Source organism: Streptomyces sp. NPDC018029 (assembly GCF_044327655.1).
Classification (GTDB): Bacteria; Actinomycetota; Actinomycetes; order Streptomycetales; family Streptomycetaceae; genus Streptomyces.
Genome location: NZ_JBIRFV010000009.1, coordinates 277,116 through 302,605 on the forward strand (window position 1 = coordinate 277,116; position 25,490 = coordinate 302,605).

27 protein-coding genes and 1 pseudogene are annotated in these 25,490 nt (G+C 69.0%); 24 read left to right on the forward strand and 4 right to left on the reverse strand.

Annotated features, from left to right (window positions below; all coding sequences use genetic code 11):
• Nucleotides 1-16 precede the first annotated feature (16 nt).
• Together ACH4D5_RS27685 and ACH4D5_RS27690 are read right to left on the reverse strand one after the other, a co-directional pair.
• Nucleotides 17-787, reverse strand: coding sequence for an ABC transporter permease (locus ACH4D5_RS27685; protein WP_398307540.1), 771 nt, complete (start codon nucleotides 785-787; stop codon nucleotides 17-19).
• Nucleotides 784-1,707, reverse strand: a complete 924-nt coding sequence (locus tag ACH4D5_RS27690) for an ABC transporter ATP-binding protein (RefSeq protein WP_398307542.1) — start codon at nucleotides 1,705-1,707, stop codon at nucleotides 784-786. Before ACH4D5_RS27690 ends, ACH4D5_RS27685 begins: the two co-directional genes overlap by 4 nt.
• A 173-nt stretch (nucleotides 1,708-1,880) precedes the next feature.
• Between ACH4D5_RS27690 and ACH4D5_RS27695 the strand changes: the two genes are divergently transcribed.
• The 11 genes from ACH4D5_RS27695 to ACH4D5_RS27745 all read left to right on the forward strand — a co-directional run bounded on the left by ACH4D5_RS27695 (nucleotide 1,881) and on the right by ACH4D5_RS27745 (nucleotide 10,103).
• Complete coding sequence (locus ACH4D5_RS27695) at nucleotides 1,881-2,627, forward strand: helix-turn-helix transcriptional regulator (RefSeq protein ID WP_398307544.1); 747 nt, start codon at nucleotides 1,881-1,883, stop codon at nucleotides 2,625-2,627.
• Complete coding sequence (gene sufB, locus ACH4D5_RS27700; protein WP_062776871.1) at nucleotides 2,624-4,045, forward strand: Fe-S cluster assembly protein SufB; 1,422 nt, start codon at nucleotides 2,624-2,626, stop codon at nucleotides 4,043-4,045. Before ACH4D5_RS27695 ends, sufB begins: the two co-directional genes overlap by 4 nt.
• Nucleotides 4,046-4,106: 61 nt before the next feature.
• Nucleotides 4,107-5,288: a Fe-S cluster assembly protein SufD gene (gene sufD, locus ACH4D5_RS27705; protein ID WP_398307546.1), complete on the forward strand. Its 1,182-nt coding sequence runs from the start codon at nucleotides 4,107-4,109 to the stop codon at nucleotides 5,286-5,288.
• Nucleotides 5,285-5,602 (forward strand): bifunctional 3-phenylpropionate/cinnamic acid dioxygenase ferredoxin subunit, encoded by a 318-nt coding sequence (locus tag ACH4D5_RS27710; RefSeq protein ID WP_362995455.1) that lies wholly within the window; start codon nucleotides 5,285-5,287, stop codon nucleotides 5,600-5,602. Before sufD ends, ACH4D5_RS27710 begins: the two co-directional genes overlap by 4 nt.
• A 7-nt stretch (nucleotides 5,603-5,609) precedes the next feature.
• Complete coding sequence (sufC, locus tag ACH4D5_RS27715) at nucleotides 5,610-6,374, forward strand: Fe-S cluster assembly ATPase SufC (RefSeq protein ID WP_362995453.1); 765 nt, start codon at nucleotides 5,610-5,612, stop codon at nucleotides 6,372-6,374.
• A complete protein-coding gene (locus ACH4D5_RS27720) occupies nucleotides 6,371-7,639 on the forward strand; it encodes a cysteine desulfurase (RefSeq protein WP_398307549.1) in 1,269 nt (422 codons plus the stop codon). The genes sufC and ACH4D5_RS27720 overlap by 4 nt, the downstream gene beginning before the upstream one ends.
• 15 nt (nucleotides 7,640-7,654) lie before the next feature.
• Nucleotides 7,655-8,128 carry a Fe-S cluster assembly sulfur transfer protein SufU gene (gene sufU, locus ACH4D5_RS27725; protein WP_398307551.1) on the forward strand — a complete coding sequence of 158 codons (474 nt, stop codon included), beginning with the start codon at nucleotides 7,655-7,657 and terminating at the stop codon, nucleotides 8,126-8,128.
• On the forward strand, nucleotides 8,125-8,463 hold the full coding sequence (locus tag ACH4D5_RS27730) for a metal-sulfur cluster assembly factor (protein WP_030358830.1): 339 nt from the start codon (nucleotides 8,125-8,127) through the stop codon (nucleotides 8,461-8,463). Before sufU ends, ACH4D5_RS27730 begins: the two co-directional genes overlap by 4 nt.
• A gap of 119 nt (nucleotides 8,464-8,582) precedes the next feature.
• Nucleotides 8,583-8,903 (forward strand): DMT family transporter, encoded by a 321-nt coding sequence (locus ACH4D5_RS27735; RefSeq protein ID WP_398307553.1) that lies wholly within the window; start codon nucleotides 8,583-8,585, stop codon nucleotides 8,901-8,903.
• On the forward strand, nucleotides 8,903-9,448 hold the full coding sequence (locus tag ACH4D5_RS27740) for a TetR/AcrR family transcriptional regulator (protein WP_398307555.1): 546 nt from the start codon (nucleotides 8,903-8,905) through the stop codon (nucleotides 9,446-9,448). Before ACH4D5_RS27735 ends, ACH4D5_RS27740 begins: the two co-directional genes overlap by 1 nt.
• 154 nt (nucleotides 9,449-9,602) lie before the next feature.
• Entirely contained in the window at nucleotides 9,603-10,103 is a 501-nt protein-coding gene (locus tag ACH4D5_RS27745) for a hypothetical protein (protein WP_398307826.1), read from the forward strand.
• A gap of 283 nt (nucleotides 10,104-10,386) precedes the next feature.
• Here ACH4D5_RS27745 and ACH4D5_RS27750 read toward each other — a convergent pair whose 3' ends face one another.
• Nucleotides 10,387-11,277, reverse strand: coding sequence for a winged helix-turn-helix transcriptional regulator (locus ACH4D5_RS27750; RefSeq protein WP_398307556.1), 891 nt, complete (start codon nucleotides 11,275-11,277; stop codon nucleotides 10,387-10,389).
• A 55-nt stretch (nucleotides 11,278-11,332) separates the two neighbouring features.
• On the opposite strand from ACH4D5_RS27750, the gene ACH4D5_RS27755 reads away from it, so the two are divergent.
• The 13 genes and pseudogenes from ACH4D5_RS27755 to ACH4D5_RS27815 all read left to right on the forward strand — a co-directional run bounded on the left by ACH4D5_RS27755 (nucleotide 11,333) and on the right by ACH4D5_RS27815 (nucleotide 23,465).
• Nucleotides 11,333-12,604 carry an MFS transporter gene (locus ACH4D5_RS27755; RefSeq protein WP_398307558.1) on the forward strand — a complete coding sequence of 424 codons (1,272 nt, stop codon included), beginning with the start codon at nucleotides 11,333-11,335 and terminating at the stop codon, nucleotides 12,602-12,604.
• Between the two features lie 9 nt (nucleotides 12,605-12,613).
• Entirely contained in the window at nucleotides 12,614-13,603 is a 990-nt protein-coding gene (gene dapD / locus ACH4D5_RS27760; RefSeq protein WP_398307559.1) for a 2,3,4,5-tetrahydropyridine-2,6-dicarboxylate N-succinyltransferase, read from the forward strand.
• A 602-nt stretch (nucleotides 13,604-14,205) separates the two neighbouring features.
• On the forward strand, nucleotides 14,206-16,203 hold the full coding sequence (locus tag ACH4D5_RS27765) for a hypothetical protein (protein ID WP_398307561.1): 1,998 nt from the start codon (nucleotides 14,206-14,208) through the stop codon (nucleotides 16,201-16,203).
• Nucleotides 16,204-16,314: 111 nt separating this feature from the next.
• A pseudogene (locus ACH4D5_RS27770) lies at nucleotides 16,315-16,550 on the forward strand (tyrosine-type recombinase/integrase); the annotation flags it as partial.
• Nucleotides 16,551-16,734: 184 nt separating this feature from the next.
• On the forward strand, nucleotides 16,735-17,295 hold the full coding sequence (locus tag ACH4D5_RS27775; RefSeq protein ID WP_398307828.1) for a SigE family RNA polymerase sigma factor: 561 nt from the start codon (nucleotides 16,735-16,737) through the stop codon (nucleotides 17,293-17,295).
• Nucleotides 17,292-18,521, forward strand: a complete 1,230-nt coding sequence (locus tag ACH4D5_RS27780; RefSeq protein ID WP_398307563.1) for a WD40 repeat domain-containing protein — start codon at nucleotides 17,292-17,294, stop codon at nucleotides 18,519-18,521. The genes ACH4D5_RS27775 and ACH4D5_RS27780 overlap by 4 nt, the downstream gene beginning before the upstream one ends.
• An 86-nt stretch (nucleotides 18,522-18,607) precedes the next feature.
• Nucleotides 18,608-19,030: a phage holin family protein gene (locus ACH4D5_RS27785; RefSeq protein ID WP_398307565.1), complete on the forward strand. Its 423-nt coding sequence runs from the start codon at nucleotides 18,608-18,610 to the stop codon at nucleotides 19,028-19,030.
• Nucleotides 19,027-19,596, forward strand: a complete 570-nt coding sequence (locus ACH4D5_RS27790) for a DUF3618 domain-containing protein (RefSeq protein WP_398307567.1) — start codon at nucleotides 19,027-19,029, stop codon at nucleotides 19,594-19,596. Before ACH4D5_RS27785 ends, ACH4D5_RS27790 begins: the two co-directional genes overlap by 4 nt.
• A complete protein-coding gene (locus ACH4D5_RS27795) occupies nucleotides 19,593-19,859 on the forward strand; it encodes a DUF4235 domain-containing protein (RefSeq protein WP_398307569.1) in 267 nt (88 codons plus the stop codon). Before ACH4D5_RS27790 ends, ACH4D5_RS27795 begins: the two co-directional genes overlap by 4 nt.
• 93 nt (nucleotides 19,860-19,952) lie before the next feature.
• Nucleotides 19,953-20,765 (forward strand): SDR family NAD(P)-dependent oxidoreductase, encoded by an 813-nt coding sequence (locus ACH4D5_RS27800; RefSeq protein ID WP_398307571.1) that lies wholly within the window; start codon nucleotides 19,953-19,955, stop codon nucleotides 20,763-20,765.
• 81 nt (nucleotides 20,766-20,846) lie between these two features.
• Complete coding sequence (locus tag ACH4D5_RS27805; RefSeq protein ID WP_398307573.1) at nucleotides 20,847-21,647, forward strand: SGNH/GDSL hydrolase family protein; 801 nt, start codon at nucleotides 20,847-20,849, stop codon at nucleotides 21,645-21,647.
• 103 nt (nucleotides 21,648-21,750) lie between these two features.
• A complete protein-coding gene (locus tag ACH4D5_RS27810; RefSeq protein ID WP_398307575.1) occupies nucleotides 21,751-22,494 on the forward strand; it encodes an antibiotic biosynthesis monooxygenase in 744 nt (247 codons plus the stop codon).
• Between the two features lie 71 nt (nucleotides 22,495-22,565).
• Nucleotides 22,566-23,465, forward strand: a complete 900-nt coding sequence (locus ACH4D5_RS27815; RefSeq protein WP_398307577.1) for an SRPBCC domain-containing protein — start codon at nucleotides 22,566-22,568, stop codon at nucleotides 23,463-23,465.
• Between the two features lie 29 nt (nucleotides 23,466-23,494).
• Here the strand turns inward: ACH4D5_RS27815 and ACH4D5_RS27820 are convergent, their stop codons facing one another.
• Complete coding sequence (locus ACH4D5_RS27820) at nucleotides 23,495-25,339, reverse strand: endonuclease/exonuclease/phosphatase family protein (protein WP_398307579.1); 1,845 nt, start codon at nucleotides 25,337-25,339, stop codon at nucleotides 23,495-23,497.
• Nucleotides 25,340-25,490 lie beyond the last annotated feature (151 nt).

Genomic DNA, 25,490 nt, shown 5'->3' on the forward strand with positions numbered 1-25,490 from the left:
ACGCTCCTGCCGGCCTCTACTCCCAGCGGAAGAACTTCGCCGCCGCGCCGAGTCCCAGCACCGCCCACACCGCGAGGATCCCGAGGTCCCCCCACGGCATGCCCGCGCCGTGCTGCAGGACGTCGCGCAGCCCGTCCGAGAGCGCCGAGATGGGCAGCAGGCCGAGCATCGTCTGGGCCGCGTCGGGGAACTTGTCGAGCGGGACGATCACGCCGCCGCCCATGAGGAGGAGCAGGAAGACGAGGTTCGCGGCGGCGAGCGTCGCCTCGGCCTTGAGCGTGCCCGCCATCAGCAGGCCGAGACCGGAGAAGGCGGCCGTGCCGAGCACCAGGAGGAGCAGTACGGAGACGGGGTTGCCGTGCGGCGACCAGCCGAGCGCGAACGCGATGACCGTGAGCAGCACGATCTGGAGCACCTCCGTGACCAGCACGGAGAGGGTCTTGGCCGTCATCAGGCCCCAGCGGGGGAGCGGCGAGGCGCCGAGCCGCTTGAGCACGCCGTAGCGCCGCTCGAAGCCGGTCGCGATGGCCTGGCCGGTGAAGGCCGTCGACATCACGGCGAGCGCGAGGATGCCGGGCGCGAGGAAGTCCACGGCCTCGCCGTCGCCGGTGTCGACGATGTCGACCGCGCTGAAGAGGACGAGCAGGAGGGTCGGGATGACGACGGTGAGGAGCAGCTGCTCGCCGTTGCGCAGCAGCATCTTCGTCTCCAGGGCCGCCTGCGCCGCGATCATGCGGGACAGCGGGGCGGCGCCAGGCTTCGGCGTGTACGTTCCGGCGGCGCTCATCCGCGCAGCTCCTTACCGGTCAGTTCGAGGAAGACGTCTTCCAGAGTGTGGCGTTCGACGGAGATCCTGTCCGGCATGACGCCGTGCTGGGCGCACCAGGAGGTGACGGTGGCGAGCAGCTGGGGGTCGACCGTGCCGCTGACGCGGTAGGAGCCGGGGGTGAGCTCGGCGGCGGCCGAGTCCGGCGGGAGCGCCTTGAGCAGCGAGGCGACGTCGAGGCCGGGGCGGCCGGTGAAGCGCAGGGTGTTCTCGGCGCCGCCGCGGCACAGCTCGTCGGGGCTGCCCTGGGCGATGACCTTGCCCGCGTCGACGATCGCGACGTCGTCGGAGAGCTCCTCGGCCTCGTCCATGTGGTGCGTGGTGAGGATGACGGAGACGCCGTCGCGGCGCAGGTCGCGGACGAGCTCCCAGGTCGCCCGGCGCGCCTGCGGGTCGAGCCCCGCGGTCGGCTCGTCGAGGAAGACCAGTTCCGGCCTGCCGACCACGGCCATGGCGAGCGCGAGGCGCTGCTGCTGGCCGCCGGAGAGGCGCCGGTAGGTGGTGCGGCCGCAGCTGCCGAGGCCGAGGCGTTCGATGAGCGCGTTCACGTCCAGGGGGTGCGCGTGCAGCTTGGCCACGTGGCGGAGCATCTCGTCGGCGCGGGCGCCGGAGTAGACGCCGCCGGACTGGAGCATCACGCCTATCCGGGGCCGCAGGGCGTCGGCCTGGCGGACCGGGTCGAGGCCGAGGACGCGGACGGTGCCGGAGTCCGGCTTCCGGTAGCCCTCGCAGGTCTCGATCGTGGTGGTCTTGCCCGCGCCGTTGGGGCCGAGGACGGCGGTGATGCCCGCCCCGGCCGTCAGGTCGAGACCGTCGACCGCGGTCTTGGTTCCGTACCGCTTGACCAGACGCTCGATCTGGAGGACGGGCTCGTTTCGCATGGTGAGCCAGTCTAGGGACGGACCGGAGGGGTCGGGCGGCCGGGGCGCGGTCGTCCGGGGTGCGGATGATCGTTTCCGCAGGTCAGCTTAGGTTTACCTAAGTGATGCAGCGCACCGCGCGGTGATCACGGCGTGGGTTGTCAGGCTCTGAGGAATTACGCAACAATGGCGTTGTGAAAAACGTTGGCGAGGCTCCGCAGGAGGAACTCGCGACCGGAGAGCGGTCCACCCGCAACCGGGTCGCGCGCTCCATCCTGGACCACGGCCCGTCCACCGTCGCCGATCTCGCGAAGCGCCTCGGCCTCACCCAGGCGGCCGTCCGCAGGCACCTGGACGCCCTCGCGCACGAGAACGTCGTGGAGCCCCGCGAACAGCGGGTCTACGGCGCACGGACCCGCGGCCGGCCCGCCAAGGTGTTCGCCCTGACCGACTGCGGACGCGACGCCTTCGACCAGTCGTACGACAAGCTGGCCGCGGACGCGCTCCGGTGGATCACCGAGCGCCACGGCGAAGGAGCGGTCGTCGATTTCGCCCGGGCGCGGATCGCCGCCCAGGCCGAGACGTACAAGAAGGCGATGGACGCCGCGCCGCCCGAGCAGCGCACCGAGGCTCTCGCGAAGGCGTTGACCGCCGACGGGTACGCTGCTACGGCGCGCAGCGCACCGGTCGGCGAGCAGCTCTGCCAGCACCACTGCCCGGTCGCCCACGTCGCCGAACAGTTTCCGCAGCTGTGCGAGGCGGAGACGGAAATGTTCTCCACGCTGCTCGGCACGCATGTGCAGCGCCTCGCCACCATCGCCCACGGAGACGGCGTCTGCACGACGTTCATTCCGCGCAGTGGCGGCGGCGACAGCGGCAGCAGCACCACACGGACCACCCCATCAGCATCAGCAAGCACGGCCGGGAGGAACCCCGCATGACGCTCCCCACGGAGACTGCCCACCCCGAACTCGAGGGCCTGGGCAACTACGAATACGGCTGGGCCGACTCCGACGTCGCCGGTGCCTCTGCCAAGCGCGGCATCAACGAGGACGTCGTCCGCGACATCTCGGCGAAGAAGAACGAGCCGGAGTGGATGACCAAGCTCCGCCTCAAGGGCCTGCGCCTCTTCGACAAGAAGCCCATGCCGAACTGGGGCTCGGACCTCTCCGGCATCGACTTCGACAACATCAAGTACTTCGTGCGCTCCACGGAGAAGCAGGCGGAGTCCTGGGAGGACCTGCCCGAGGACATCAAGAACACGTACGACAAGCTCGGCATCCCCGAGGCGGAGAAGCAGCGCCTCGTCGCCGGTGTCGCGGCGCAGTACGAGTCCGAGGTCGTCTACCACCAGATCCGCGAGGACCTGGAGGAGCAGGGCGTCATCTTCCTGGACACCGACACGGCGCTGAAGGAGCACCCGGAGCTCTTCAAGGAGTACTTCGGAACCGTCATCCCCGTCGGTGACAACAAGTTCGCCTCGCTGAACAGCGCCGTCTGGTCCGGTGGCTCGTTCATCTACGTCCCCAAGGGCGTGCACGTCGAGATCCCGCTCCAGGCCTACTTCCGCATCAACACGGAGAACATGGGCCAGTTCGAGCGGACCCTGATCATCGTGGACGAGGACGCCTACGTCCACTACGTCGAGGGCTGCACCGCGCCGATCTACAAGTCGGACTCGCTGCACTCCGCCGTCGTCGAGATCATCGTGAAGAAGGGCGGCCGCTGCCGCTACACGACGATCCAGAACTGGTCGAACAACGTCTACAACCTGGTCACCAAGCGCGCCGTGGCGTACGAGGGCGCGACCATGGAGTGGATCGACGGCAACATCGGTTCCAAGGTCACGATGAAGTACCCCGCCGTCTACCTCATGGGTGAGCACGCCAAGGGCGAGACGCTGTCCATCGCCTTCGCGGGCGAGGGCCAGCACCAGGACGCCGGCTCCAAGATGGTCCACATGGCGCCGAACACCTCGTCGAACATCGTCTCCAAGTCGGTGGCCCGCGGCGGCGGTCGTACGTCGTACCGCGGCCTCGTCGAGATCGGTGAGGGCGCCGCGGGCTCGAAGTCGAACGTGCTGTGCGACGCGCTGCTCGTCGACACGATCTCCCGCTCCGACACGTATCCGTACGTCGACGTCCGCGAGGACGACGTGTCGATGGGCCACGAGGCGACGGTCTCCAAGGTCTCCGACGACCAGCTCTTCTACCTGATGAGCCGCGGCATGACGGAGTTCGAGGCCATGGCGATGATCGTGCGCGGCTTCGTCGAGCCGATCGCCAAGGAGCTGCCCATGGAGTACGCCCTGGAGCTGAACCGGCTGATCGAGCTGCAGATGGAGGGTTCGGTCGGTTAAGACCGGACACCGTCCCGCAGCGAGCAGATTTCTTACGCAGAGAGAGAGCACGACGACAGCCATGGCTGAGGCTCAGAACATCCCGGTGGGAAGCACCACCGCCGGATCGATCGCGGTGGCCGCCGAGTCCACCGTCGCCACCCGTATGAGCGCGCCCCCGTCCTACGACGTGGCGGACTTCCCGGTCCCCCACGGCCGCGAGGAGGAGTGGCGGTTCACGCCGCTGGAGCGCCTTCGCGGGCTGCACGACGGCACGGCGGTGGCCAGCGGCGGCATCCGCGTCGAGGTGAGCGCCCCCGAGGGCGTCACCCAGGAGACGGTGGGCCGGGACGACGCGCGCGTCGGCAAGGCGGGCAAGCCCGTCGACCGCATCGCCGCGCAGGCATACTCGTCCTTCGAGAAGGCCTCGGTCGTGACCGTCCCCAAGGAGACCGTCCTCACCGAGCCGATCCGCATCGCGGTGCACGGCGAGGGCGGCACCGCCTTCGCGCACCAGGTCATCGAGCTGGGCGCGTTCGCCGAGGCCCTCGTCGTCATCGACCACACCGGTGACGCCGTCCTCGCCGCCAACGTCGACTTCGTCGTCGGCGACGGCGCGAAGCTCACCGTGGTCTCCGTCCAGGACTGGGACGACAAGGCGGTGCACGTCGCCCAGCACAACGCGCTGGTCGGCCGCGACGCCTCCTTCAAGTCCGTCGTCGTCACCTTCGGCGGCGACCTGGTCCGCCTGCACCCGCGTGTCACCTACGCGGGCCCCGGCGGCGAGGCCGAGCTCTTCGGCCTGTACGTCACGGACGCGGGCCAGCACCAGGAGCATCGCCTCCTGGTCGACCACAACACCCCGCACTGCAAGTCGAACGTCGTCTACAAGGGCGCGCTCCAGGGCGACGACGCGCACGCCGTGTGGATCGGTGACGTCCTCATCGAGGCCGCCGCCGAGGGCACCGACACGTACGAGATGAACCGCAACCTCGTGCTGACCGACGGCGCCCGGGTCGACTCCGTGCCGAACCTCGAGATCGAGACCGGCGAGATCGTCGGCGCGGGCCACGCCTCGGCGACCGGCCGCTTCGACGACGAGCAGCTCTTCTACCTCCAGTCGCGCGGCATCCCGGAGGACGAGGCGCGCCGCCTCGTCGTCCGCGGCTTCTTCGCCGAGCTCGTCCAGCAGATCGGTCTGCCGGACGTGGAGGAGCGCCTCATCGCGAAGATCGAAGAGGAGCTGGAGGCGACGGTCGCATGACGTTCGTACGCGCCTGCGGACTGAGCGAGCTGGAGAAGGACACCCCGAAGCGGGTGGAGCTCGACGGCACGCCGGTCTCGGTCGTCCACACCGAGGGCGAGGTGTTCGCGATCCACGACATCTGCTCGCACGCGAACGTCTCCCTCTCCGAGGGCGAGGTGGAGGACTGCCAGATCGAGTGCTGGCTGCACGGCTCCAGCTTCGACCTCCGCACCGGCAAGCCGTCCGGCCTTCCCGCGACGCGCCCCGTCCCCGTATACCCCGTAAAGATCGAAGGGGATGACGTGCTCGTCTCCCTTTCCCAGGAGTCCTGAGGCACCCATGGCAACGCTTGAAATCAAGGACCTGCACGTCACCGTCGAGGCCGACAACTCCACCAAGGAGATCCTCAAGGGCGTCGATCTGACCGTGAAGCAGGGCGAGACCCACGCCATCATGGGCCCGAACGGCTCCGGCAAGTCGACGCTCGCCTACTCGGTCGCGGGTCACCCCAAGTACACGATCACCCAGGGCAGCGTGACCCTCGACGGCGAGGACGTCCTCGAGATGTCCGTCGACGAGCGCGCCCGCGCCGGCATGTTCCTCGCCATGCAGTACCCGGTCGAGGTCCCCGGCGTCTCGGTCTCCAACTTCCTGCGCACGTCGGCGACGGCGATCCGCGGCGAGGCCCCCAAGCTGCGCACCTGGGTGAAGGAGGTCAAGTCCGCGATGGAGCAGCTTCAGATGGACCCGGCCTTCGCCGAGCGCAACGTCAACGAGGGCTTCTCCGGCGGTGAGAAGAAGCGCCACGAGATCCTCCAGATGGAGCTTCTGAAGCCGAAGATCGCGATCCTCGACGAGACGGACTCCGGTCTGGACGTCGACGCGCTGCGCCAGGTCTCCGACGGCGTGAACCGCGTCCGCGAGACCGGTGAGGTCGGCACGCTCCTCATCACGCACTACACGCGCATCCTGCGCTACATCAAGCCCGACTTCGTGCACGTCTTCGCGAACGGCCGGATCGCCGAGTCCGGCGGCGCCGAGCTCGCCGACAAGCTCGAGGCCGAGGGCTACGAGGCCTACACGAAGGGTGGCGCATCCGCGTGACAGTGGCCCACCAGGGGCTTTCCGGCCTCCTCGACACCGAGGCGATCCGCAAGGACTTCCCGATCCTGGATCGCACGATCCACGACGGCAAGAAGCTCGTGTACCTGGACAACGCGGCGACGTCGCAGACGCCGCGCCAGGTCCTCGACGTACTGAACGAGTACTACGAGCAGCACAACGCCAACGTTCACCGCGGCGTGCACGTCCTCGCCGAGGAGGCCACGGCGCTCTACGAGGGCGCTCGTGACAAGGTCGCGGAGTTCATCAACGCGCCCAGCCGTGACGAGGTCATCTTCACGAAGAACGCCTCCGAGTCGCTCAACCTCGTGGCCAACATGCTCGGTTGGGCCGACGAGCCCTACCGCGTGGACCACGAGACCGAGATCGTCATCACGGAGATGGAGCACCACTCCAACATCGTGCCGTGGCAGCTGCTCTCGCAGCGCACCGGCGCGAAGCTGAAGTGGTTCGGCCTCACGGACGACGGCCGCCTCGACCTCTCCAACATGGACGAGATCATCACGGAGAAGACGAAGATCGTCTCCTTCGTGCTCGTCTCCAACATCCTGGGCACGCACAACCCGGTCGAGGCCATCGTGCGCCGCGCCCAGGAGGTCGGCGCGCTCGTCCTGATCGACGCCTCGCAGGCCGCCCCGCACATGCCGCTGGACGTGCAGGCGCTGCAGGCCGACTTCGTGGCCTTCACCGGCCACAAGATGTGCGGTCCGACCGGCATCGGCGTCCTGTGGGGACGGCAGGAGCTCCTCGAGGACCTCCCGCCCTTCCTCGGCGGCGGCGAGATGATCGAGACCGTGTCGATGAACTCGTCGACGTACGCTCCCGCGCCGCACAAGTTCGAGGCGGGTACGCCCCCGGTCTCCCAGGCCGTCGGCCTGGGCGCGGCCGTGGACTACCTCTCGGCCATCGGCATGGACAAGATCGCCGCCCACGAGCAGGCGATCACGGAGTACGCGGTCAAGCGCCTCCTGGAAGTCCCGGACCTGCGCATCATCGGTCCGACGACGGCCGAGGAGCGCGGTGCCGCGATCTCCTTCACCCTCGGTGACATCCACCCGCACGACGTGGGCCAGGTGCTCGACGAGCAGGGCATCGCGGTTCGCGTGGGTCACCACTGCGCGCGCCCCGTCTGCCTCCGCTACGGAATTCCTGCGACCACGCGAGCGTCGTTCTATCTGTACTCCACGCCCGGCGAGATCGACGCCCTCGTCGACGGCCTGGAGCACGTACGGAACTTCTTCGGCTGAGGGGCTGACCGGGACGTGAAGCTGGATTCGATGTACCAGGAAGTCATCCTGGACCACTACAAGCACCCGCACGGGCGTGGTCTGCGCGATGGCGACGCCGAGGTGCACCACGTCAACCCGACGTGCGGCGACGAGATCACGCTGCGCGTGAAGTACGACGGGTCGACGATCGCCGACGTGTCGTACGAGGGCCAGGGCTGCTCCATCAGCCAGGCCAGCGCGTCCGTCCTGAACGACCTGCTGGTCGGCAAGGAGCTCGCCGAGGCGCAGAAGATCCAGGCGGTGTTCCTGGAGCTGATGCAGTCCAAGGGCAAGCTGGAGCCCGACGACGCGATGGAGGAGGTCCTGGAGGACGCGGTCGCGTTCGCCGGTGTCTCCAAGTACCCCGCGCGCGTCAAGTGTGCTCTGCTGAGCTGGATGGCGTGGAAGGACGCGACGGCCCAGGCACTGGGCGAGAACGACGGGGCCGCTGAAAGGAAGACGGCATGAGCGAGAACGAGACACTCACGACGAAGCCCGCTTCGGAGGAAGAGGTCCGCGAGGCGCTGTACGACGTCGTCGACCCCGAGCTGGGCATCGACGTCGTCAATCTGGGCCTGATCTACGGCGTCCACATCGACGACGCCAACATCGCCACGATCGACATGACGCTGACGTCGGCGGCCTGCCCGCTGACGGACGTCATCGAGGACCAGGCGAAGTCCGCCACGGAGGGCATCGTCAACGAGCTCCGGATCAACTGGGTCTGGATGCCGCCGTGGGGCCCGGACAAGATCACGGACGACGGGCGCGAGCAGCTGCGGGCGCTCGGGTTCAACGTCTGAGGTCGAACGTCTGAGGTTCGACGTCTGAGCCGAGTCTGCCGCGAAGTCCCCCGGAGGATGCCTCCGGGGGACTTCGTGTTTGCGTACGCCCGTACGCATCGATATGTACACTCGTACGCATGGGATACGCACTGCTGGCCGCGGCCATCGCGGCGGAAGTGGCCGGGACGACGGCCATGAAGTACAGCGAGGGCTTCAGCAGGCTGGTGCCCTCCCTCATCACCGTCGCGGGCTATCTGCTCGCCTTCACGCTGCTCGCGCAGACCCTCAAGACGCTGTCCGTGGGTACGGCCTATGCCATCTGGGCCGGCATCGGCACCGCCGCCGTTGCCGCGATCGGCATGATCTTCCTGGGGGAGTCGGCCAACCTCGTCAAGATCGCGGGTATCGGCCTGGTGATCGCGGGCGTCGTCGTGCTCAATCTCGGCGGGGCGCACTGATGCCCCGTCGCTACGACCCCGAGCGCCGTCAGCGGATCATCGACGCCGCGATCCGCGTGGTGGGGCAGAAGGGCATCGGCGGGCTCAGCCACCGCTCGGTCGCCGCCGAGGCCGACGTGCCGCTCGGCTCGACCACGTACCACTTCAAGACGCTCGACGAGCTGCTGGTCGCCGCGCTGCGGCAGAGCAACGAGGGGTTCGCGAAGGTGATGGCCGCCAGTGGCGCCTTCGAGGACCCGGACGCCGATGTCGCGGCAGAGCTGGCCCGGCTGCTCGGCGACTGGTTCGCGGGGGAGCGGTCCGGGGTCGAGCTGGAGTACGAGCTCTATCTCGCCGCGCTGCGCAGGCCCGCGCTGCGTCCCGTGGCCGCCGAGTGGTGCCAGGGGCTCACCGAGGTGCTGGAACCGCGCACCGGCCCGGTGACCGCGCGTGCCCTCGTCGCCCTGATGGACGGGATCAGCCTGCAGGTGCTGCTCACGGGAGGCGAGTACGACGAGGAGTACGCGCGAGGCATGCTGCGTCGGCTCGTGGTCTCCGGCGACTGACCGCCCGTTTCCCTTCGGTGGGTTTTGCGGAGGGATACCGTTAAGGAATCCCGCTGTGCGAACAAGGTCATTGCGTGCGCCGAGTACGCGCTGGTAGCTTCCTTGGTGCATTGACCAAGCAGTTGCGGAAAGTTGGGGGAACAACTCCGTGAGCATGCGTAATAAAGGGATTTCCGTCGTCATTGCCTGCGCCTTGACCGGGGTGGCGGGCAGTGCCGCCTATGCGGATGCGGCGCACCACGAGGGAAATGCGTTGCCCGCGTCGTCCGTGGCGGGCCGACAGGCTCTCGGTGCGGATGAGATCTGTGCCGTCCTGGGGATCGGCAGTGGGGCGGCGGGCCTTGCCAAGGCGCTGGCCAAGGGGGCATCGTGGGTGGGGATCGGCGCGAGCGTCGGGTGCTACGCGTACACGAAGGCCAAGCAGGCGACGCCCGCGCAGAAGCGGGCAGCCATGATCAAGTCGTACAAGAAGTACCAGGCCATGAGTGACATCAAGAAGCTCGACGCCCTCGGCTATTACTGTCGGAAGGAAGACGGCGGCGGTGGTGGTGGAACCGATGTCGCCCCGATGAATACGACGGTAGGGGTGATGGCAGGATGGCGGACCATCAAAATGAAGGGCGTCAAGTACTCGTGCACCGCCAGCAGGGACTGATGGGAAACCGAAGGCCGGGATATGGGGAGCGTTTTCTGCTCTCTCTTGCATTGCTCGCGGTGAGCTTGCTGTGGATGACACGGGAAATGGCTCAGTGGGCAATTGTCCTGTGCGCTGTCGGTGCGGTGGGCGGAGCAGCGGGAATGCTTTACTTCGGCCGGCGCCACCTGCGGGCGCGTGGAAATGCGCAGTGAGCTCAGTTCCACGGCAGTGAGTTCAGCTCCTTGGAAGTGAGCTCAGCCCCATAGTCGACGCATTCGGCTGATGCGTCATGGGCGCACGCTCAGGCGGTGCGCGGCGTCAGGCTCCTCGCCGTCCGCAGCGCCGCCGAGACGCTCGCCGTGATGTCCGTGACCGGGTACTGCACGTCCCGCACCACCCGGTCACGGTCCACCACCAGCGTCAGCCGCTTCAGCCGGGTCACGCCCGCCGCGCGGAACGTCGGCAGGCGCAGGGCCGCCGTCAGGGCCAGTTCACCGTCGGACAGGAGCGGGAAGCGCAGGTTCTCCTTCTCGGCGAACGCCCGCTGCTCGTCGGGGCGCTGGGTCGATACGCCGTGCACCGTCGCGCCCGCCGCCGTGAACTCGGCGAGCTGGTCGCGGTAGGAGCAGGACTCCAGGGTGCAGCCGCGCGCACCGGGAATGCCGGCCCAGCCGGGCGGATAGGCGTCCTTGCGGGCGTACGCGCCGGGGAAGCAGTACAGGACCGTGCAGGGGGTGTCCTCGGCCACCGGGTCGCGCGGCTCCCCGTCGTGGCCGACGAGCCGGAGCTCCGGCACCCGGGTGCCGAGCAGCTCGTGGACCCGCTGGGCCTCCAGTGACGCCTCCGTCGCGGTCGCCATCGTCTCTCCCTCTCCCAGCACCCAGGTGTCGCCCCAGTCCTGGAGTGCGACCAGGACGGGGAGCAGCGCGCGGCCACGCGGCGTCAGGCGGTACTCGTGGCGCACCGGGCGGTCCTGGTAGGGGACGCGCACGAGCACGTCCGCCTCCACCAGGAGCCGCAGTCGCTCGGTCAGCACCTTGCGGGACACGCCCAGTTCGCGCTGCAGCTCGTCGAAGCGGTGCACCCCGCGCGCGGCGTCCCGCACGATCAGCAGGGTCCACCAGTCGCCGACGACGTCCAGCGCCTGCGCGATGGCGCAGTGATCGTCGTCGAGCCGGGTCCGTTGCGCCATGGTCCTCATGCTGACATAGTCCGTTCCCAAAAGGAACTGACTGCTGGGGGGCGATGTGTCGGTGTCGGGGAGCGGCAAGCCAGGTGGCCTGCGGGACGTACCGAGGACCGTGTGGCTGCTCGCCGCCGGCCAGTTCTTCAACATGGTCGTCGCCTTCACCTTCATCTACTTCTTCGTCTACCTGACGGACGAGCGGGGCCTCTCCGTGGTCCGGGCGGGGCTGATCAGCGGCATCGGCGGCGCCGGCATGGTCGCGGGCAACTTCAGCGGCGGCTGGTTCGGGGACAGGTACGGCCACCGGCGCGTCCTGCTCGTCGGATCCCTGCTCAGCGGTGTGGGCGTGCTCGCGCTGCCCGCCCTGCCGGACGCGCTGCTGTACGTCGTGCCGCCACTGGCTCAGTACGCCGGGGGCTGCGCACGCGCCGCCAACGGCGCCCTCGTCGCCGTCACCGTGCCCGAGGGCGCGCGCCGCCAGGGCTTCGCCGTGACACGGTTCGCGGTCAACGCGGGCTTCACCGTCGGGCCGCCGCTCGGCGCGCTGCTCATCGCCCACGTCTCGTACGGCTGGCTCTTCGTCGTCGACGGGCTCGGCACCCTCGTCTTCGCCGCCTACGCCTGGCGGGTCCTGCCCGCACACGGCGCGGTGCGCGCCAAGGCGGCCGGCCCCGGCCCCGGAGTCCTCGCCGCGCTGCGGCAGCGCCCCACCGTCCTCGTCCTCCTCGGCGCGATCCTCGTCACCGACCTCGTCTACCGCCAGCAGTACTCGACGCTCCCCGTCGACCTGGACCGGCACGGCCTGGACACCGGCGTCTACGGCTGGCTCCTCGCGATCAACGGCGGCGTCATCCTGCTCCTGGAACTCCCCGTCACCCTCGCCCTGCGCCACCGAGCCCCGCTGCGGATCATCGGCGCCGGACTGCTGCTCGTCGGCGCGGGCTACGCCGTGCTCGCCCTCGGCACCGGGCTCGCCACCGCCGTGGCCATGATGCTGCTGCTCACCGCGGGCGAGATCCTCTACAAGACACCGGCCACCGCGTACGTCGCCGACCACGCGCCCGCGCACGTGCAGGGCCGTTTCCAGAGCCTGTACTCGGGCGTCTCGGTCAGCGGCGTCGTGCTGTCGGCGCCGCTCGGCGGGGCGCTGTACACCGCCGCGCCGGGGCTGTTGTGGCCGGTCTGCGCGGTGCTCGCCGGGGCCGCGGGGTGCCTGGTCCTCGCGGCGGGCCGGGGCCGGGGCCGCGGGCGGCCCGCCGCGGTCACCGCGGGCGGGGCCGCCGCGAGCCCGGACCCTGAGACCGGTTCGCCCGCGCGAGGCACCTCCGGTTAGGTTTCACCCATGACCGACACGAATGCTTCCCGCACCACCGGCGCCGTCGCCGCAGGCCTCGCCACCGTCGCCGCCGACGGCACCGTTCTCGACACCTGGTTCCCCGCCCCCGAGCTCGCCGCCGAGCCCGGACCCGCCGGCAGCGAGCGGCTGAGCGCCGAGCGCGCCGTGGAGCTGCTCGGTGAGGGTGCCGCGAAGGCCATCGGGCCGGACGCCCGCCGTGGCGTGGAGGTCATCGCCGTCCGTACGGTCATCGCGTCCCTCGACGACAAGCCGCTGGACGCCCACGACGTCTACCTGCGCCTGCACCTGCTCTCGCACCGCCTGGTCAAGCCGCACGGCGTGAACCTCGACGGCCAGTTCGCCTTCCTCGCCAACGTCGCCTGGACGTCGCTCGGCCCGGTCGCCGTGGACGACGTCGAGAAGGTCCGGCTCAACGCCCGCGCCGAGGGCCTGCACCTCGTGGTGACCTCCGTCGACAAGTTCCCGCGCATGACGGACTACGTCACGCCGAAGGGCGTCCGCATCGCCGACGCCGACCGGGTCCGCCTCGGCGCGCACCTCGCCGAGGGCACCACGGTCATGCACGAGGGCTTCGTGAACTTCAACGCGGGGACCCTCGGCACCTCGATGGTCGAGGGGCGGATCTCCGCGGGCGTCGTCGTCGGCGACGGCTCGGACATCGGCGGCGGCGCCTCCACCATGGGCACGCTGTCCGGCGGCGGCAACGTACGGATCGTCATCGGCGAGCGGTGCCTGATCGGCGCCGAGGCCGGAGTCGGTATCGCGCTGGGCGACGAGTGCGTCGTCGAGGCCGGCCTCTACGTCACCGCGGGCACGCGCGTCACCATGCCCGACGGACAGATCGTCAAGGCCCGCGAGCTCTCCGGCGCCTCGAACATCCTCTTCCGCCGCAACTCGGTCACCGGCGCCGTCGAGGCCCGCCCGAACAACGCGGTGTGGGGCGGCCTGAACGACGTGCTGCACAGCCACAACTGATCACCGACGGCCGTGACCTGCGGCCGCCGGATCGATCAACGTCCTGACCTACTGCCGAGCTGTCGGCACCTGTCGACGTTGGTCATCGCTGAGCGCCCTTCCACGGCCCGAGGACGGCCTGGGAGGGCGCTTGTGCATGAGCACAACGCGCAAGAAGTTCATTGACCTGGTGCGTTAGACGGCGTCGGCTGCGATGCTCTGTTCTGGCTGCTTCCTTGGGGCATCTGGCGACGCTATCCACGACCGATGCCACGAAACTGCTCGAACTAGTGGCGACCAACCTGAGAAAGAGTCAGAATCGGTTGTAGCTGGCACTGGAGTTAGGGGGGGCTTTGACTGGTCATCCGCGGAGTGGAAAAAGGGTCGGTTCGGACCATGCGCCACCGGATGCAGAGATTCGCAGGGGGGAGCTGAACTCATTCATTCGTTACCAACTCGGGCGCATGAGTTCATTGAATGAGCATCACAAATTTGAGGATGTTTGTCGAGCTCTAGCGCGCCAGCGAATAACGCGGAACATTCTCGCGGCCACAGGTCCAGTCTCAGCTGGAGGCGATCAAGGTCGTGACTTCGAAACATTTCTGAGTTACATCAAGGAAAATGTGCAGGATGCGGGAGTGTTCTTTGGTCTGGAAAGCGCTCAGGTGGTGGTATTCTGTTGCACTCTCCAGGCCTCAAATGTTCGGCGAAAGATACTGGCGGACGTCTCCACTGTTTTGCAGTCAGCCTCCGCACCTCCGGTAGAAGCGATCTTCTACTTCGCAGAGGCGGATATAAGCGTAAGTAATAGGCATAAAATTGCTCAAGAAGTTCGAGTGGAGCATGATCTAAGGCTGGAGATTATCGATGGTAACTCCATAGCCGAAATGCTTTCCGAGCCTGAGCTGCTCTGGATCGCACGAGAGTACCTCAACGTCTCGACCGAGCTCGTAAATGGTATGCACGAATCAAGTCCCGTGGGACGGGTTCTGAGCATGGGCTCTGTGATCGTGCGATCACTTTTTGAGCTGGACCCTATTCGAGACCTCGGGGTTCATCCTCCAATGCAGTTGGATGAGTGGGTTGGTATAACCCCATATATTCGACGTTCCGTGGATGGTGAACTGGATGCCCTGCTGAGCCAAGGAAGCGGCTTTGTTGTCCTGGAGGGGAACTCGGCTTCCGGTAAGACGAGAACGGCATATGAGGCCCTTGCGAGAAGTGGGGAAGTAGACGGAGAGCGCGCCATCGTAGTCGCAAAAGACGGAATATCCTTGCGCGCGCTAATTTCAGCCGGCTTCAGATTGGAGAATACTGTCGTATGGCTGGACGATCTCGAGAAATTCATCGGGGCTGATGGTTTGGACGAGGGGCTTGTTCGCCTACTTAGCGGAAATGGCGTCCTCTTCTTGGCCACTCTTCGTTCTGCCGCGAAAGGGGCCATGGCGTCGGCCACGGCGGGTGCTCCTGGGCGTTCCCTGTCAAGCATATCTAAAGCGGTCATGGCGAGTGCTACTAGAATTCGCATAGACCGAACTCTAAACGAGAAAGAGATCAGGGCGGTCGGACGGCAGAGGTCCGACCGACGTATAAGTATGGCCCTCGATAAAGCGAGGCATGCGGGTCTCGCAGAGTTTCTTGCCGCCGGGCCAGCGGCTCTTGAGCGCTGGCGAGATGGGCAGGATGGCGCTAGCGAAGTGGGGGCAGCGCTCATATCTGCAGCAATCGATTTTCGGCGCGCCGGGTATTTCTCGCCAATTCCCCAGGAATGGATTGAGGCCGCCTTCGGTGCATACTTAGACCCTCGAATAGCGACGAGGGTGGAGCCTGTTCAATTGAGTGATGCTATTTCGTGGGCAACCGAACCCTTGCACGGTGCGAGTTCCTGCCTGGAAGTGGCAGGAGATCGACTCTTTTCCCCATTCGATTATCTTGTGGACCATATTCAAGAGGAAGAGGCTGACGAGAATCGAATAAGCAGAAATGGTCCAGCCAGGATACTCAAGACGATACCGGACGTAATTTGGCATGAGATTCAAGAGCGAATCTCATTTGACGATCCCAGCTATATGAGCTGTGTGGCGACTTCATCTCTATCCTTTCACCCTGGACTTTTGATGCGCTACGAAGTTCTCGTCGAGAAAGGCGTGATGGCGCCAGGGTCAATGCATGATCCGGGTGTTCTTTTGAATTTTGTCCGATCGTGCATTGAGGCCAGCTTGTGTATTCCCTGTCATGTCAGCACCCTTAAGCTGGATATGAAGGCCGTACTCAAGGCGCTCGTTGATGAATTTGACACGATCTCTAAGGATATCCATGCACGCCCGACCGAATCTCAGATCGTAGCGGTTAACGGGTTCTATAGTCTGGCAGAGGATGAAGCGAATCTGACCGACCTTGACTCTTCAATCCATGAGGCTGCGTCTCATTTTTCCCCTGACAAATGGGGAGAAGTAGGGAAGTTCCTTATGGAGATTGGTGCCCCAATCGAAGGACGCCTCTGGGTATTGTTTGGTGAGGCCCAGAAAGGGTGTCCGGTTAGGTGGCCAGTATCCCTCCGGAAAAATCGCGGATTTGTCATTCCGTCGCAAAGAGTCCCAGAGGATACAGATGAGCCGTGAGCGCACAGGTCGGCGGAGCGGCTTTGGGCTGGAGCTGCTTTGGGGCGAGTGATCATGGCCCCGTAAGCTTCTGGCGCGTCGGGCAGTCTGTGGACCGGCGTCCCCCTCGGACGTGAGAACGGCATGCACGCCCTGCGGCACTTCTACGCCTCGGTGCTCCTGGACGCGGGGAGAGCATCAAGGCCCTGAGCGAGTACCTGGACCACCACGATCCGAGCTTCACCCTGCGCACGTACACGCACCTGATGCCGAACAGCGAGGCACGCACCCGGGCCGCCGTGGATCGCGTCTTCCGGGACCCGGGGAGTACCGAGGACGGCCCCGAAACGGCCCCAGGGGCAGGCTGACCTCCTGACCTGCATCGCGATCAGAACAGCCACAACTGATCACCGCCAGAAGCGCCCTCCGGCCGTCCTCGGACGCCGGAGGGCGCTTTGGTGTTTTTTCCGTGCACAGGCATAGCGGCGGGCCCCCGGACCCGTCCTCATCCATGCGGGAGGGCAACAGGCCCACCAGGGAGTGAAGGTGACGATGGATGCCCAGGAGCAGGAGAGGTTCCGGGAGTTCGTGGAGAGCAGATCGTCGGCGTTGCTGAAGACCGCCGTACTGCTCAGCGGGGGCGACCGGCACGCGGGGGAGGACCTGCTGCAGAACGCGCTCGTCAAGGCAGCGGGGCGGTGGCAGCGGATCGACGAGCCGGAGGCGTACGTCCGGCGGATCCTGTACCGCCAGCAGGTCAGCCGCTGGCGGCTGAAGTGGCCGCGGCGCGAACAGGCCGTGGCCGAGCCGCCGGAGCGCGCCGCGTCCGGCGACGGCACCTCCGCGGCGGAGCTGCGCGTCGTGATGCGCGGGGCGCTCGCCCGGCTCACCACGCGGCAGCGGACCGTGCTCGTCCTGCGCTACTTCGAGGACCTGCCGGAGGCGGAGGTGGCCGCCATCCTGGGCTGCTCCGTCGGCACCGTGCGCAGCACGACACACCGCTCCCTGGCCCGGCTGCGGGGCCTCGCGCCCGAGCTGGCGCGGCTCGAAGGACCGGACGACCGGACCACGACCGCGTCCCCCGACTTCTCGCCGATGGAGGTACGACCGTGAAGGTGACAGATCTGGTCCGTGAGTCGCTGCGGGAGCAGGCGGACCGAGGGGCGCCCGTGCCGGGGGACTTCGCCGACCGGGTGCTTGCCGTGCGCAGACGGCGCAGGACCCGCACGATGGTGGGCGCCTCCCTCGCGGTGGTGACGGCGACCGTCGTGGCGGTGGCCGTACCGGGGATCGGCGAGAACTCCGCGGACGGGGGCCCGCGCCCGGCCAGTGAGCTGCGGAACGGCGACGTCCTCGCGCACCCCGGCCAGACACCGCCCCGCGAACTGATCGCCGCGGGCGGCACCGCGCTCGCCGCCTACAGCACGATCGAACGCGTCAAGCAGCCCGACGGCGACGCCGTCGTCACCCGCACCTACCGGATCCTCGACCAGAAGACCGGCACCTACCGCAAGGCGCCCCGCTGGTCCTGGCTCGACATCGCGCCCGGCATGCGGACCGCCGCCGTCCTGGAGCGCGGCCTGCCGGCCCGCCGGATCGGCCTGCTGAACCTGATGACCGGTGAGGTCGAGCGCTGGATCCCCGTGCGGCGCGGCGTCGGGGGCGTCGAGTTCTCGCCCGACGGCAGGAAGCTCGTCGCGACCACGTACGCGAAGGACCCGGACCGGCTCGACAAGGACCGGCCGATGAGCGACGGCAAGCACACGGAGCCGGGCCCCGCCGATCCGAGCAGGACCGGCTTCTACGTCCTCGACGTGGCCTCCGGGAACGGTGGTTGGAGCGAGGTGAAGACCAAGACCGGCGAGGGGTTCGGCATGTCGGACATCAACGCGCGCCAGGACTTCGACTTCAGCCACGACGGCTCCCTGGTCTACACCGGCCGCATCCGCCATCCCGACCAGCAGTACTACGACTTCGAGGGGCGCAAGAAGCGCACACCCGCGAAGGAGAGGCACCTGGCCTGGATCGTCGACGCCCGGCTCTCCCCGAACGGAAAGCTCGCCGCCGGTGACTACGTGGGCGGCGAGAAGACCACCGCCACCGAGGTCAACGACGCGCTCACCGGCAAGCGGGTCGCCAAGCTCCCCGGCCAGCAGCTCCTCGCCTGGGCCGACGACAAGCGGCTCATCGCCTGGGACATCGCGCCCGGCACGAGCGAATACCGCAGCCGTCTCGTCCTCGTCACCATCGGCAGCAAGAAGACCGTCCCGCTCAGCGGCTTCCAGTCGTCGAAGGCCGACGCCGCCGGACGCTGGCTGCCGGTCTTCGCCCGGCGCTGAACAAAAGGCGCTGATCACCCCGCGGTATGGATAGCGTGGCCCGGTCCGGGTACTCGGCCCTCCCAGCCAGAAGGGAGGCGAACCCCGTGACCGGGACCATGGGCGAGCAGCCGACGCGCGATCACCCGCAGCACTCGGTGGGAGAGCTCGTCGAGCAGGCCACCGCACAGCTTTCGGAACTCGTACGTCAGGAAATGCGGCTCGCCGGCCAGGAGATGGCCGAGAAGGGCAAACGCGCGGGCCGCGGTGGAGGGCTCCTCGGAGCGGCCGGCGCGATCTCCTACATCGGGCTCATGGCGCTGGCGGCCACAGCGGCCGCGGCACTCTCACTGACCATGCCCGTGTGGGCCGCCACCCTCATCGTCACCGGCGTGCTGTTCGCCGTGGCCGGGGTGCTCGCCGCGCTGGGGCGCAAGCAACTGGCCCGCGCGGTACCCCCCGTGCCGCAGGAGGCGATGGACAGCGTCCGGGCGGATGTCGACGAGATCAAGGAAAGGGCCCACCGATGACGGACACCCCGAAGGACTCCACGAGCACGGGTGCGAAGGGGCCGGACGAACTGCGCCGGCAGATCGACGAGACCCGCAGCAACCTGGGCGAGACCGTCGAGGAGCTGGCGGCGAAGGCGGACGTGAAGACCCGCGCCCGGGAACGGGCCGCGGTGGTCAAGGATCAGGTACAAGGAACGGCGGCACAGGTGAAGGACAAGGTGACGGAACAGGCGGCGCGCGCCAAGGGCAAGGCCGCCGACGAGGCGGGACACGCGAAGACCGTGACGGCCGAGAGCGCGGCCCGCGCCAAGGACAAGGCGGTCGAGGGCGCGGCCCGCGCCAAGGAAGCCGTGCTCGACGGCAAGGCGCGCGCGGAACAGCACCCCGCCGTGATCCAGGCCGAGGAGAAGGTGGCCGAGGCCGCGCGCCGGGTGCAGGACGGCACGCCCGAGCCGGTACGGGCCGTCGCGAACGGCCTCGTGAGCAGCGGGCGCCGCCGCCCCGGTGCGTTCGCCGCGGCGGGCGCCGGTGTCCTGCTCGCCTACATGCTGCTGCGCCGCCGCAAGGGGGCGGGCCGGTCATGAGCGGGATCCAGGTGCTCTACAAGCCGCTCGGCATGGCCTTCGGCATGGCCGGTGGCGCGGTCGCGGGCGCGCTGTTCCAGCGCGCCTGGAAGGCGGTGGCGGGCGAGGACGACGCGCCGGACGCGCACGACGAGGAACGCGACTGGGGCGAGATCCTCGCCGCGGCCGCGCTGCAGGGCGCGATCTTCGCCGTGGTCAGGGCCGCGGTGGACCGCGGCGGCGCCATCGGTGTGCGGCGCGTGACGGGCCGCTGGCCGGGCTGACGCCGACGGTCGTGGCCGGGCTGACGCCGACGGTCGTCTGGCATGATCGGCGCGGGCGCCGACAGGCCGGACGACACAGAGGCTTGAGGCACGATGAACGACAGCACCACCGGAGGCACCACCAGCACCACCGAAGACGACACCACCGGCGCCGGTGACGGCGCGGGGCGGGACGAGCGGCGCGTCGCCCTGGTGACGGGCTCCTCGTCCGGCATCGGGGCCGCCGTCGCCCGCCGCCTCGCCGCCACCGGCGTCCGCGTGGTCGTCAACTCCGCCCGCTCCGCTGAGGCGGGCGAGAAGCTGGCGGCCGAACTGCCGGACGCCGTCTACGTGCGGGCGAACGTCGCCGACGAGGCCGACGCGGCACGGCTCGTCCAGGCGGCCGTCGACACGTACGGCCGCCTGGACATCCTGGTCAACTGCGCGGGGACCACCCGCTTCATCGACCACGACGACCTCGCGGCCGCCGGCCCCGACGTGTGGCGCGAGCTGTACGACGTCAACGTGATCGGCGTGTGGCAGACCATCACCGCGGCCGTCCCGCACCTGCGGGCGAGCGGCGCGGGCAGCATCGTCAACATCTCCTCGCAGGCGGGCGTCCGTCCGAACGGCAGCTCCATCCCGTACGCGGTCAGCAAGGCAGCCGTGAACCACATGACCAAGCTGCTCGCCAAGACGCTCGGCCCCGCCGTGCGCGTCAACGCGGTGGCGCCCGGCATGATCGACACCCCGTGGTTCGACGGTGTCGAGGGCATCGAGGCCTCCATGGAGGCGGTGGCGGCACGGCTGCCGCTGGGCCGCGTCGGCCGGCCCGAGGACATCGCGGGGGCGGTGGTCGACCTGACCAACTCCTCCTACATCACCGGCGAGGTGCTCCTCGTCGACGGCGGCGGCCACCTTCTCTAGCCACCTTCTCCAGTCACCTTCCCCAGCCGGCGCCGTGGAGCCCGCGTTGACGGGGCCCGGCGCCCGGAGGAAGCTCGGCGCATGGCCACGACGCAGCACCAGCCGTACGCGCGCTACGTCGCGATCGGCGACAGCCAGACGGAGGGGCTCGGGGACGGCGACGAGGAGCACGGCTACCGCGGCTGGGCCGACCGGCTCGCCGAGCTCCTCGCCGCCCGGAACCCCGGCCTCATGTACGCCAACCTCGCCGTGCGCGGCCGCCGGACGGCGCGGATCAAGGCGGAGCAGCTGGCGCCCGCCCTCGCGCTGAAGCCAGACCTCGTGACCGTCATGGCGGGCATGAACGACCTGGTGCGGCCGGACTTCGACGCCGCGCACGTCGCCGCCGACATCGAGGAGATGTTCACCGAACTCACCGCGGCGGGCGCGCGGGTGGCCACGGTGACCTTCCCGGACATCGGGCGGGTCTCGCCGCTCGCACGCCGCGCGCTGCCCCGCGTCCTGGAGCTGAACGCCCGGATCCGCGCGGCCGCCGACCGCCACGGCGTGCTCGTGTTCGACACGTTCCCGTACCGCATCACCACCGATCCGCGGCTGTGGAGCAGGGACCGCATGCACGCCAGCCCGCTCGGGCACGCCCGGATCGCCGCGGGGATGGCGGACGTCCTCGGGGTCACCGGGCACGAGAGCTGGCTGAGCCCGCTGCCGCCGCTGGCCCCGGTGTCCGTGCTCGGGGCGGTGACGGCGGAGGCGCGCTGGTTCGCGGGGTTCATGGGGCCCTGGCTGTGGCGGCGGGCGCGGGGGCGCTCGTCGGGCGACGGGCGGCAGGCGAAGCGCCCGGCGCTCGCGGAGGTGTCGGCGAGCGGCCACCGCGGGGCTTGACTTCAAGTTCGGTTGAGGTTGGAGCGTTGTCCTAGTTCCTGCCGGGCCCGGCCAGGCGGGGATCGACAGCAGCATCCACCTCGACCGAGACGGACGGCCCGCCATGCCCGCGACCTCCACCCTCAGCACCGGAACCCTCCCCGACCCCACCCGCCGCGACGGCGGACTCACCTTCATCAGTACGTGGAGCACCGGCTCGCCCGAGCGGCAGCGGGCCACCCTCGACGCCATCGCCAAGGCCTGGGAGACCCGCCCGTGGCCGCACGAGGGCCTCCTCTCGTACACGGTGTACGCAGGCTCCGACGGCTCGACGGTCCTGCACCACTCGCAGTGGCGCGACGAGGAGGCCTACCAGGACTTCTTCGCGAGCGCGGGGAACGGCAGGGACGCCAGGAACGCCGACATCGACGCGGCCGTCCCGGGCATCGAGCGGCTCGGCCTGAACAAGACGCGGCTGTACCGGAGCTGGACCGACGGGCGCGGGCGCGAGGGGCGCGAGCCGGGCGCGATCGTGATCGTGCAGGTCGACTTCGAGGGCCCCGACGCCGACCGGCAGCGCGCCTGGGTGGACGGGGTGGTCGAGGCCCTGGACAGCGGGCCCGCCGGTACCGACGGTTTCGGGCTGTACGCCGCGCACTTCCACCTCAGCACGGACGGCAGGCGGGTCGTCAACTACGCGGAGTGGGAGAGCGAGCAGGCCCACATCGACGCGCTCGCCTCGGCGGGCGACGGGGTCGGCTCGCCCACGCCCGAGTGGCGGCGGGTGCGGGAGTTCCCCGGCGTACGGGACGACTCGGCAGTGGCCCGGTACCGGTTCGCGTACGGCTTCGTACCGAGCAAGGCGTAGTTTCCCGGCGCCGTTCCGCCGACGGCTCCGCCTGCCTGGACAGCGTGAGGTGTCGGCGGGACGGTGGGAGCATGAGTGGCGGCGGAAGGCCGGACCGGAACAGGCTGGGCCGGCGCAGGCCCGGCAGGGCACGGGCCGACCGCGCGCAGTCCGCCGGCGGGCCCACCGACGCCGCCGAAGCAGCCGGAGCCACCCGTGCCGCCGAGGCCGCTGATGCCGTCGATGCCGACGAGGCGGCCCGCACCGGCATGGCGTTCGAGATCGTGCGGGAGCTGGAGGTCGAGGGTTCCCCGGCCCGGCTCTGGGCCGCCCTCACCACCGGCACCGGCGGCTGGCTGTGGCCGGTGGAGTACGAGCCGCGCGAGGGCGGCGCCGCCCCCTCCGGCGGCACCGTCACCCGCTGGGACCCGCCCCACCGCCTCACCGCCCGCGTCGAGGACCCGGACCGCGTGCCGGGCCAGAGCCTCGACGAGCTCGACCACCTCATCGAGCCGCGCGACGGCGGGCGCCGCTCCTGGCTGCGCCACGTCCACAGCGGCGTCTTCACCGGCGACCGGGACGCGCGGTACGACGGCATGGTCCAGCGGACCGACTTCCACCTGCACACCCTCGGCCAGTACATGGCGTACTTCGAGGGCCGCCCCGTCACTTTCTCCGCCGTCAGCGGCCCGCCCGCCTCCGGCGCCCCGGACGCCTTCGGCAGGCTCGCCCGCGCCCTCGGCCTGCCCGACGACGCGATGGACGGGGCCCGCGTCCGCGTCCAGGCCCCCGGCGGGGAACTGGACGCGGTGATCGACTTCCGCAGCCCGCACTTCATCGGCCTGCGCGCGGACGAGACGCTGCACCGCTTCTTCGGCCGCGGCCGCTTCGGTGACCGGGTCGGCGTCAGCGTCCACGACTTCGGCGCGCACGCGGACGCCAAGCGCACCGAACTGGCGTGGCAGGACTGGCTGGACCACCTCTACGGCTGAACCGGCGGTCACCAGCCGGCCGTCACCGGTCAGGGGCGGAAGCGCAGCACCTGCGGGTCGTGGTCGCTGTTCTGCTCCGCGAACTCCGCGTTGATGTGCACGCTGTCGTAGCTGAAGTCGTCCGCGTCCCCCACTCCCGGGCTGGTCAGGATCTGGTCGAGGACCTGGGAGTTGCCCTGGTAGACGTACGAGTAGCGCTCGCTCCTCGGCAGCGACTTGATGGCCGCCCGCAGCGCGCCGCCGTCCTCCAGGGCCTTGGTGGTCGCCGAGAACTCGAAGTCGTTGATGTCCCCGAGCACGACCACGTCGGCGTTCCGCTGGACCTTCCGGATGTCCTTCACGAAGCCGTTCACGGCCTGCGCCTGCTTGAGCCGCTTGGCCTCGGAGGAGCGGACCGGCGGCTGGTGGTGCGAGGTCAGCCCCTCGTCGCCGCCCTTGGAGCCGAAGTGGTTGGCGATCACGAAGACCGTGCGGCCACGGAAGACGAACTCACCGGCCAGCGGCTTGCGGCTGTCCGCCCACGCGCCGTTCAGCGGGTCGACGCGCCCGGGGGAGTGGCTGAGCGCGGGCCGGCCCTTGTCCCGTACGACCTCCGTGGGCGTCGTCGCGTCGCCGGGGGCGCGCTCGGTGAAGGAGACGCGCTCGGGGTTGTGGAGGAAGACCTGCCGGATGTTGCCGCCGGGCTCGCCGCCGTCCTTGTTGTTCTGCGGGTCGACGGAGTGCCACGCGTAGCGCGGCCCGCCCGCGGCGACGATCGCGTCGGTGAACTTCTTCAGGGTGGCGTCCGCGGAGACCGTCCCGTCGTTCTTCGCGCCGTTGTCGTCCTGGATCTCCTCCAGGGCGAGGATGTCGGGCGAGGCGAGGTTCGAGACGACGGCCGCGGCCAGCGCGTCGAACTTCTCCTGCGGGTCGCCCGGGTCGAGGTTCTCGACGTTGTACGTGGCCACGGCGAGCTCGCCCTTGGCCTGCCGCCGCGTCTTCTCGCGCACGAGGCCCTTGTCGGCGACGCCGCCGAGCTCGCGGGCCACCAGGGTGTAGCCGCCGAACTGGTTGAAGTCCAGGGGGCCTTCGGCGCCGCCGCGCAGCACGTCACCGACGTTCGCCTTGGGGAAGGGCTTCTCGGAGACGGGCGCGAGCTGCTGGATCTGCAGCCGACCGCCGTTCTGCGCGTCGTACGAGCCGTAGACGGTGCCGCCGCGCCTGTTCCGGTTCTCGTGCTTCTTCACCGTCACCCACAGCTCGTTGTACGCGTCGGTCGCGCCGACGACCCGCGAGCTGCCGACCCGTACGTTCATGCCCTCCAGGGACTCGTACAGGTCCAGGGCGTACGAACGGGGCTTCAGCGGCAGCGCGTTGATGCTGCCGCCCTGTGCGGGGTCGCCCGCCGGAGCGTACGCGGCGGGCACGGACTTCGCGTCGATCGTGACGGGCGCGGGCAGCGGGTTGCCGGACGACTCGACGGTCACCGTCGGCTTCGTGATCTGGGTGAGGGACTGGTTGCCGGATCCGGCGCCCCCGGGAACGTACTCCGAGACCGTGCCGGAGACCCGGACCGCGTCGCCAGGCTTCACGGTGAGAGCAGCCGAGCCGGTGAAGACGAAGACCGCCTCACTGGTGGCCGGGTCGGCGTCGGCCTTGCCTGCGGCGGACTGGATCCAGAAGCCCTTGGAGCCGTACCCGCGGACGCCGGTCACGATGCCCGCGACGTCCGTGACCTGCTGTCCCGCGAGGGGCGAGACGCGAGTGGTGCCCTGGATGTCGTGGACGCGGACCTCGTCGGCGGAGGCGGCGGAGGACGAGACCGCGAGCAGTCCCGCCGCGAGGGCGATGGCGGTGACGGCACTGACGGCGGCGGATCTCGGTATCTGGGGCATCAGGGAACTCCGGATGAGGGAAGACGGTGAGGGAGGAAGAGCAGCGGGCAGCGGGCGCCCGGACGGACGCTCTACGCGCGTCAATCTCTTGCCTGACCAGGGGAGTTGTCAAGGTTCTCCGGGTGCCCGTTCGCTGTACGTCTTCTGACAG

Coding starts and splice junctions, on each gene's coding strand:
- ACH4D5_RS27750 (WP_398307556.1), bottom strand. CDS start 11,277: ATGGCGCAACGGACCCGGCTCGACGACGATCACTGCGCCATCGCGCAG.
- ACH4D5_RS27740 (WP_398307555.1), top strand. CDS start 8,903: ATGCCCCGTCGCTACGACCCCGAGCGCCGTCAGCGGATCATCGACGCC.
- ACH4D5_RS27685 (WP_398307540.1), bottom strand. CDS start 787: ATGAGCGCCGCCGGAACGTACACGCCGAAGCCTGGCGCCGCCCCGCTG.
- ACH4D5_RS27735 (WP_398307553.1), top strand. CDS start 8,583: ATGGGATACGCACTGCTGGCCGCGGCCATCGCGGCGGAAGTGGCCGGG.
- ACH4D5_RS27790 (WP_398307567.1), top strand. CDS start 19,027: ATGACGGACACCCCGAAGGACTCCACGAGCACGGGTGCGAAGGGGCCG.
- ACH4D5_RS27805 (WP_398307573.1), top strand. CDS start 20,847: ATGGCCACGACGCAGCACCAGCCGTACGCGCGCTACGTCGCGATCGGC.
- sufB (WP_062776871.1), top strand. CDS start 2,624: ATGACGCTCCCCACGGAGACTGCCCACCCCGAACTCGAGGGCCTGGGC.
- ACH4D5_RS27800 (WP_398307571.1), top strand. CDS start 19,953: ATGAACGACAGCACCACCGGAGGCACCACCAGCACCACCGAAGACGAC.
- ACH4D5_RS27730 (WP_030358830.1), top strand. CDS start 8,125: ATGAGCGAGAACGAGACACTCACGACGAAGCCCGCTTCGGAGGAAGAG.
- ACH4D5_RS27690 (WP_398307542.1), bottom strand. CDS start 1,707: ATGCGAAACGAGCCCGTCCTCCAGATCGAGCGTCTGGTCAAGCGGTAC.
- ACH4D5_RS27795 (WP_398307569.1), top strand. CDS start 19,593: ATGAGCGGGATCCAGGTGCTCTACAAGCCGCTCGGCATGGCCTTCGGC.
- ACH4D5_RS27815 (WP_398307577.1), top strand. CDS start 22,566: ATGAGTGGCGGCGGAAGGCCGGACCGGAACAGGCTGGGCCGGCGCAGG.
- ACH4D5_RS27775 (WP_398307828.1), top strand. CDS start 16,735: ATGGATGCCCAGGAGCAGGAGAGGTTCCGGGAGTTCGTGGAGAGCAGA.
- dapD (WP_398307559.1), top strand. CDS start 12,614: ATGACCGACACGAATGCTTCCCGCACCACCGGCGCCGTCGCCGCAGGC.
- ACH4D5_RS27745 (WP_398307826.1), top strand. CDS start 9,603: ATGCGTAATAAAGGGATTTCCGTCGTCATTGCCTGCGCCTTGACCGGG.
- ACH4D5_RS27810 (WP_398307575.1), top strand. CDS start 21,751: ATGCCCGCGACCTCCACCCTCAGCACCGGAACCCTCCCCGACCCCACC.
- ACH4D5_RS27820 (WP_398307579.1), bottom strand. CDS start 25,339: ATGCCCCAGATACCGAGATCCGCCGCCGTCAGTGCCGTCACCGCCATC.
- ACH4D5_RS27710 (WP_362995455.1), top strand. CDS start 5,285: ATGACGTTCGTACGCGCCTGCGGACTGAGCGAGCTGGAGAAGGACACC.
- sufC (WP_362995453.1), top strand. CDS start 5,610: ATGGCAACGCTTGAAATCAAGGACCTGCACGTCACCGTCGAGGCCGAC.
- sufD (WP_398307546.1), top strand. CDS start 4,107: ATGGCTGAGGCTCAGAACATCCCGGTGGGAAGCACCACCGCCGGATCG.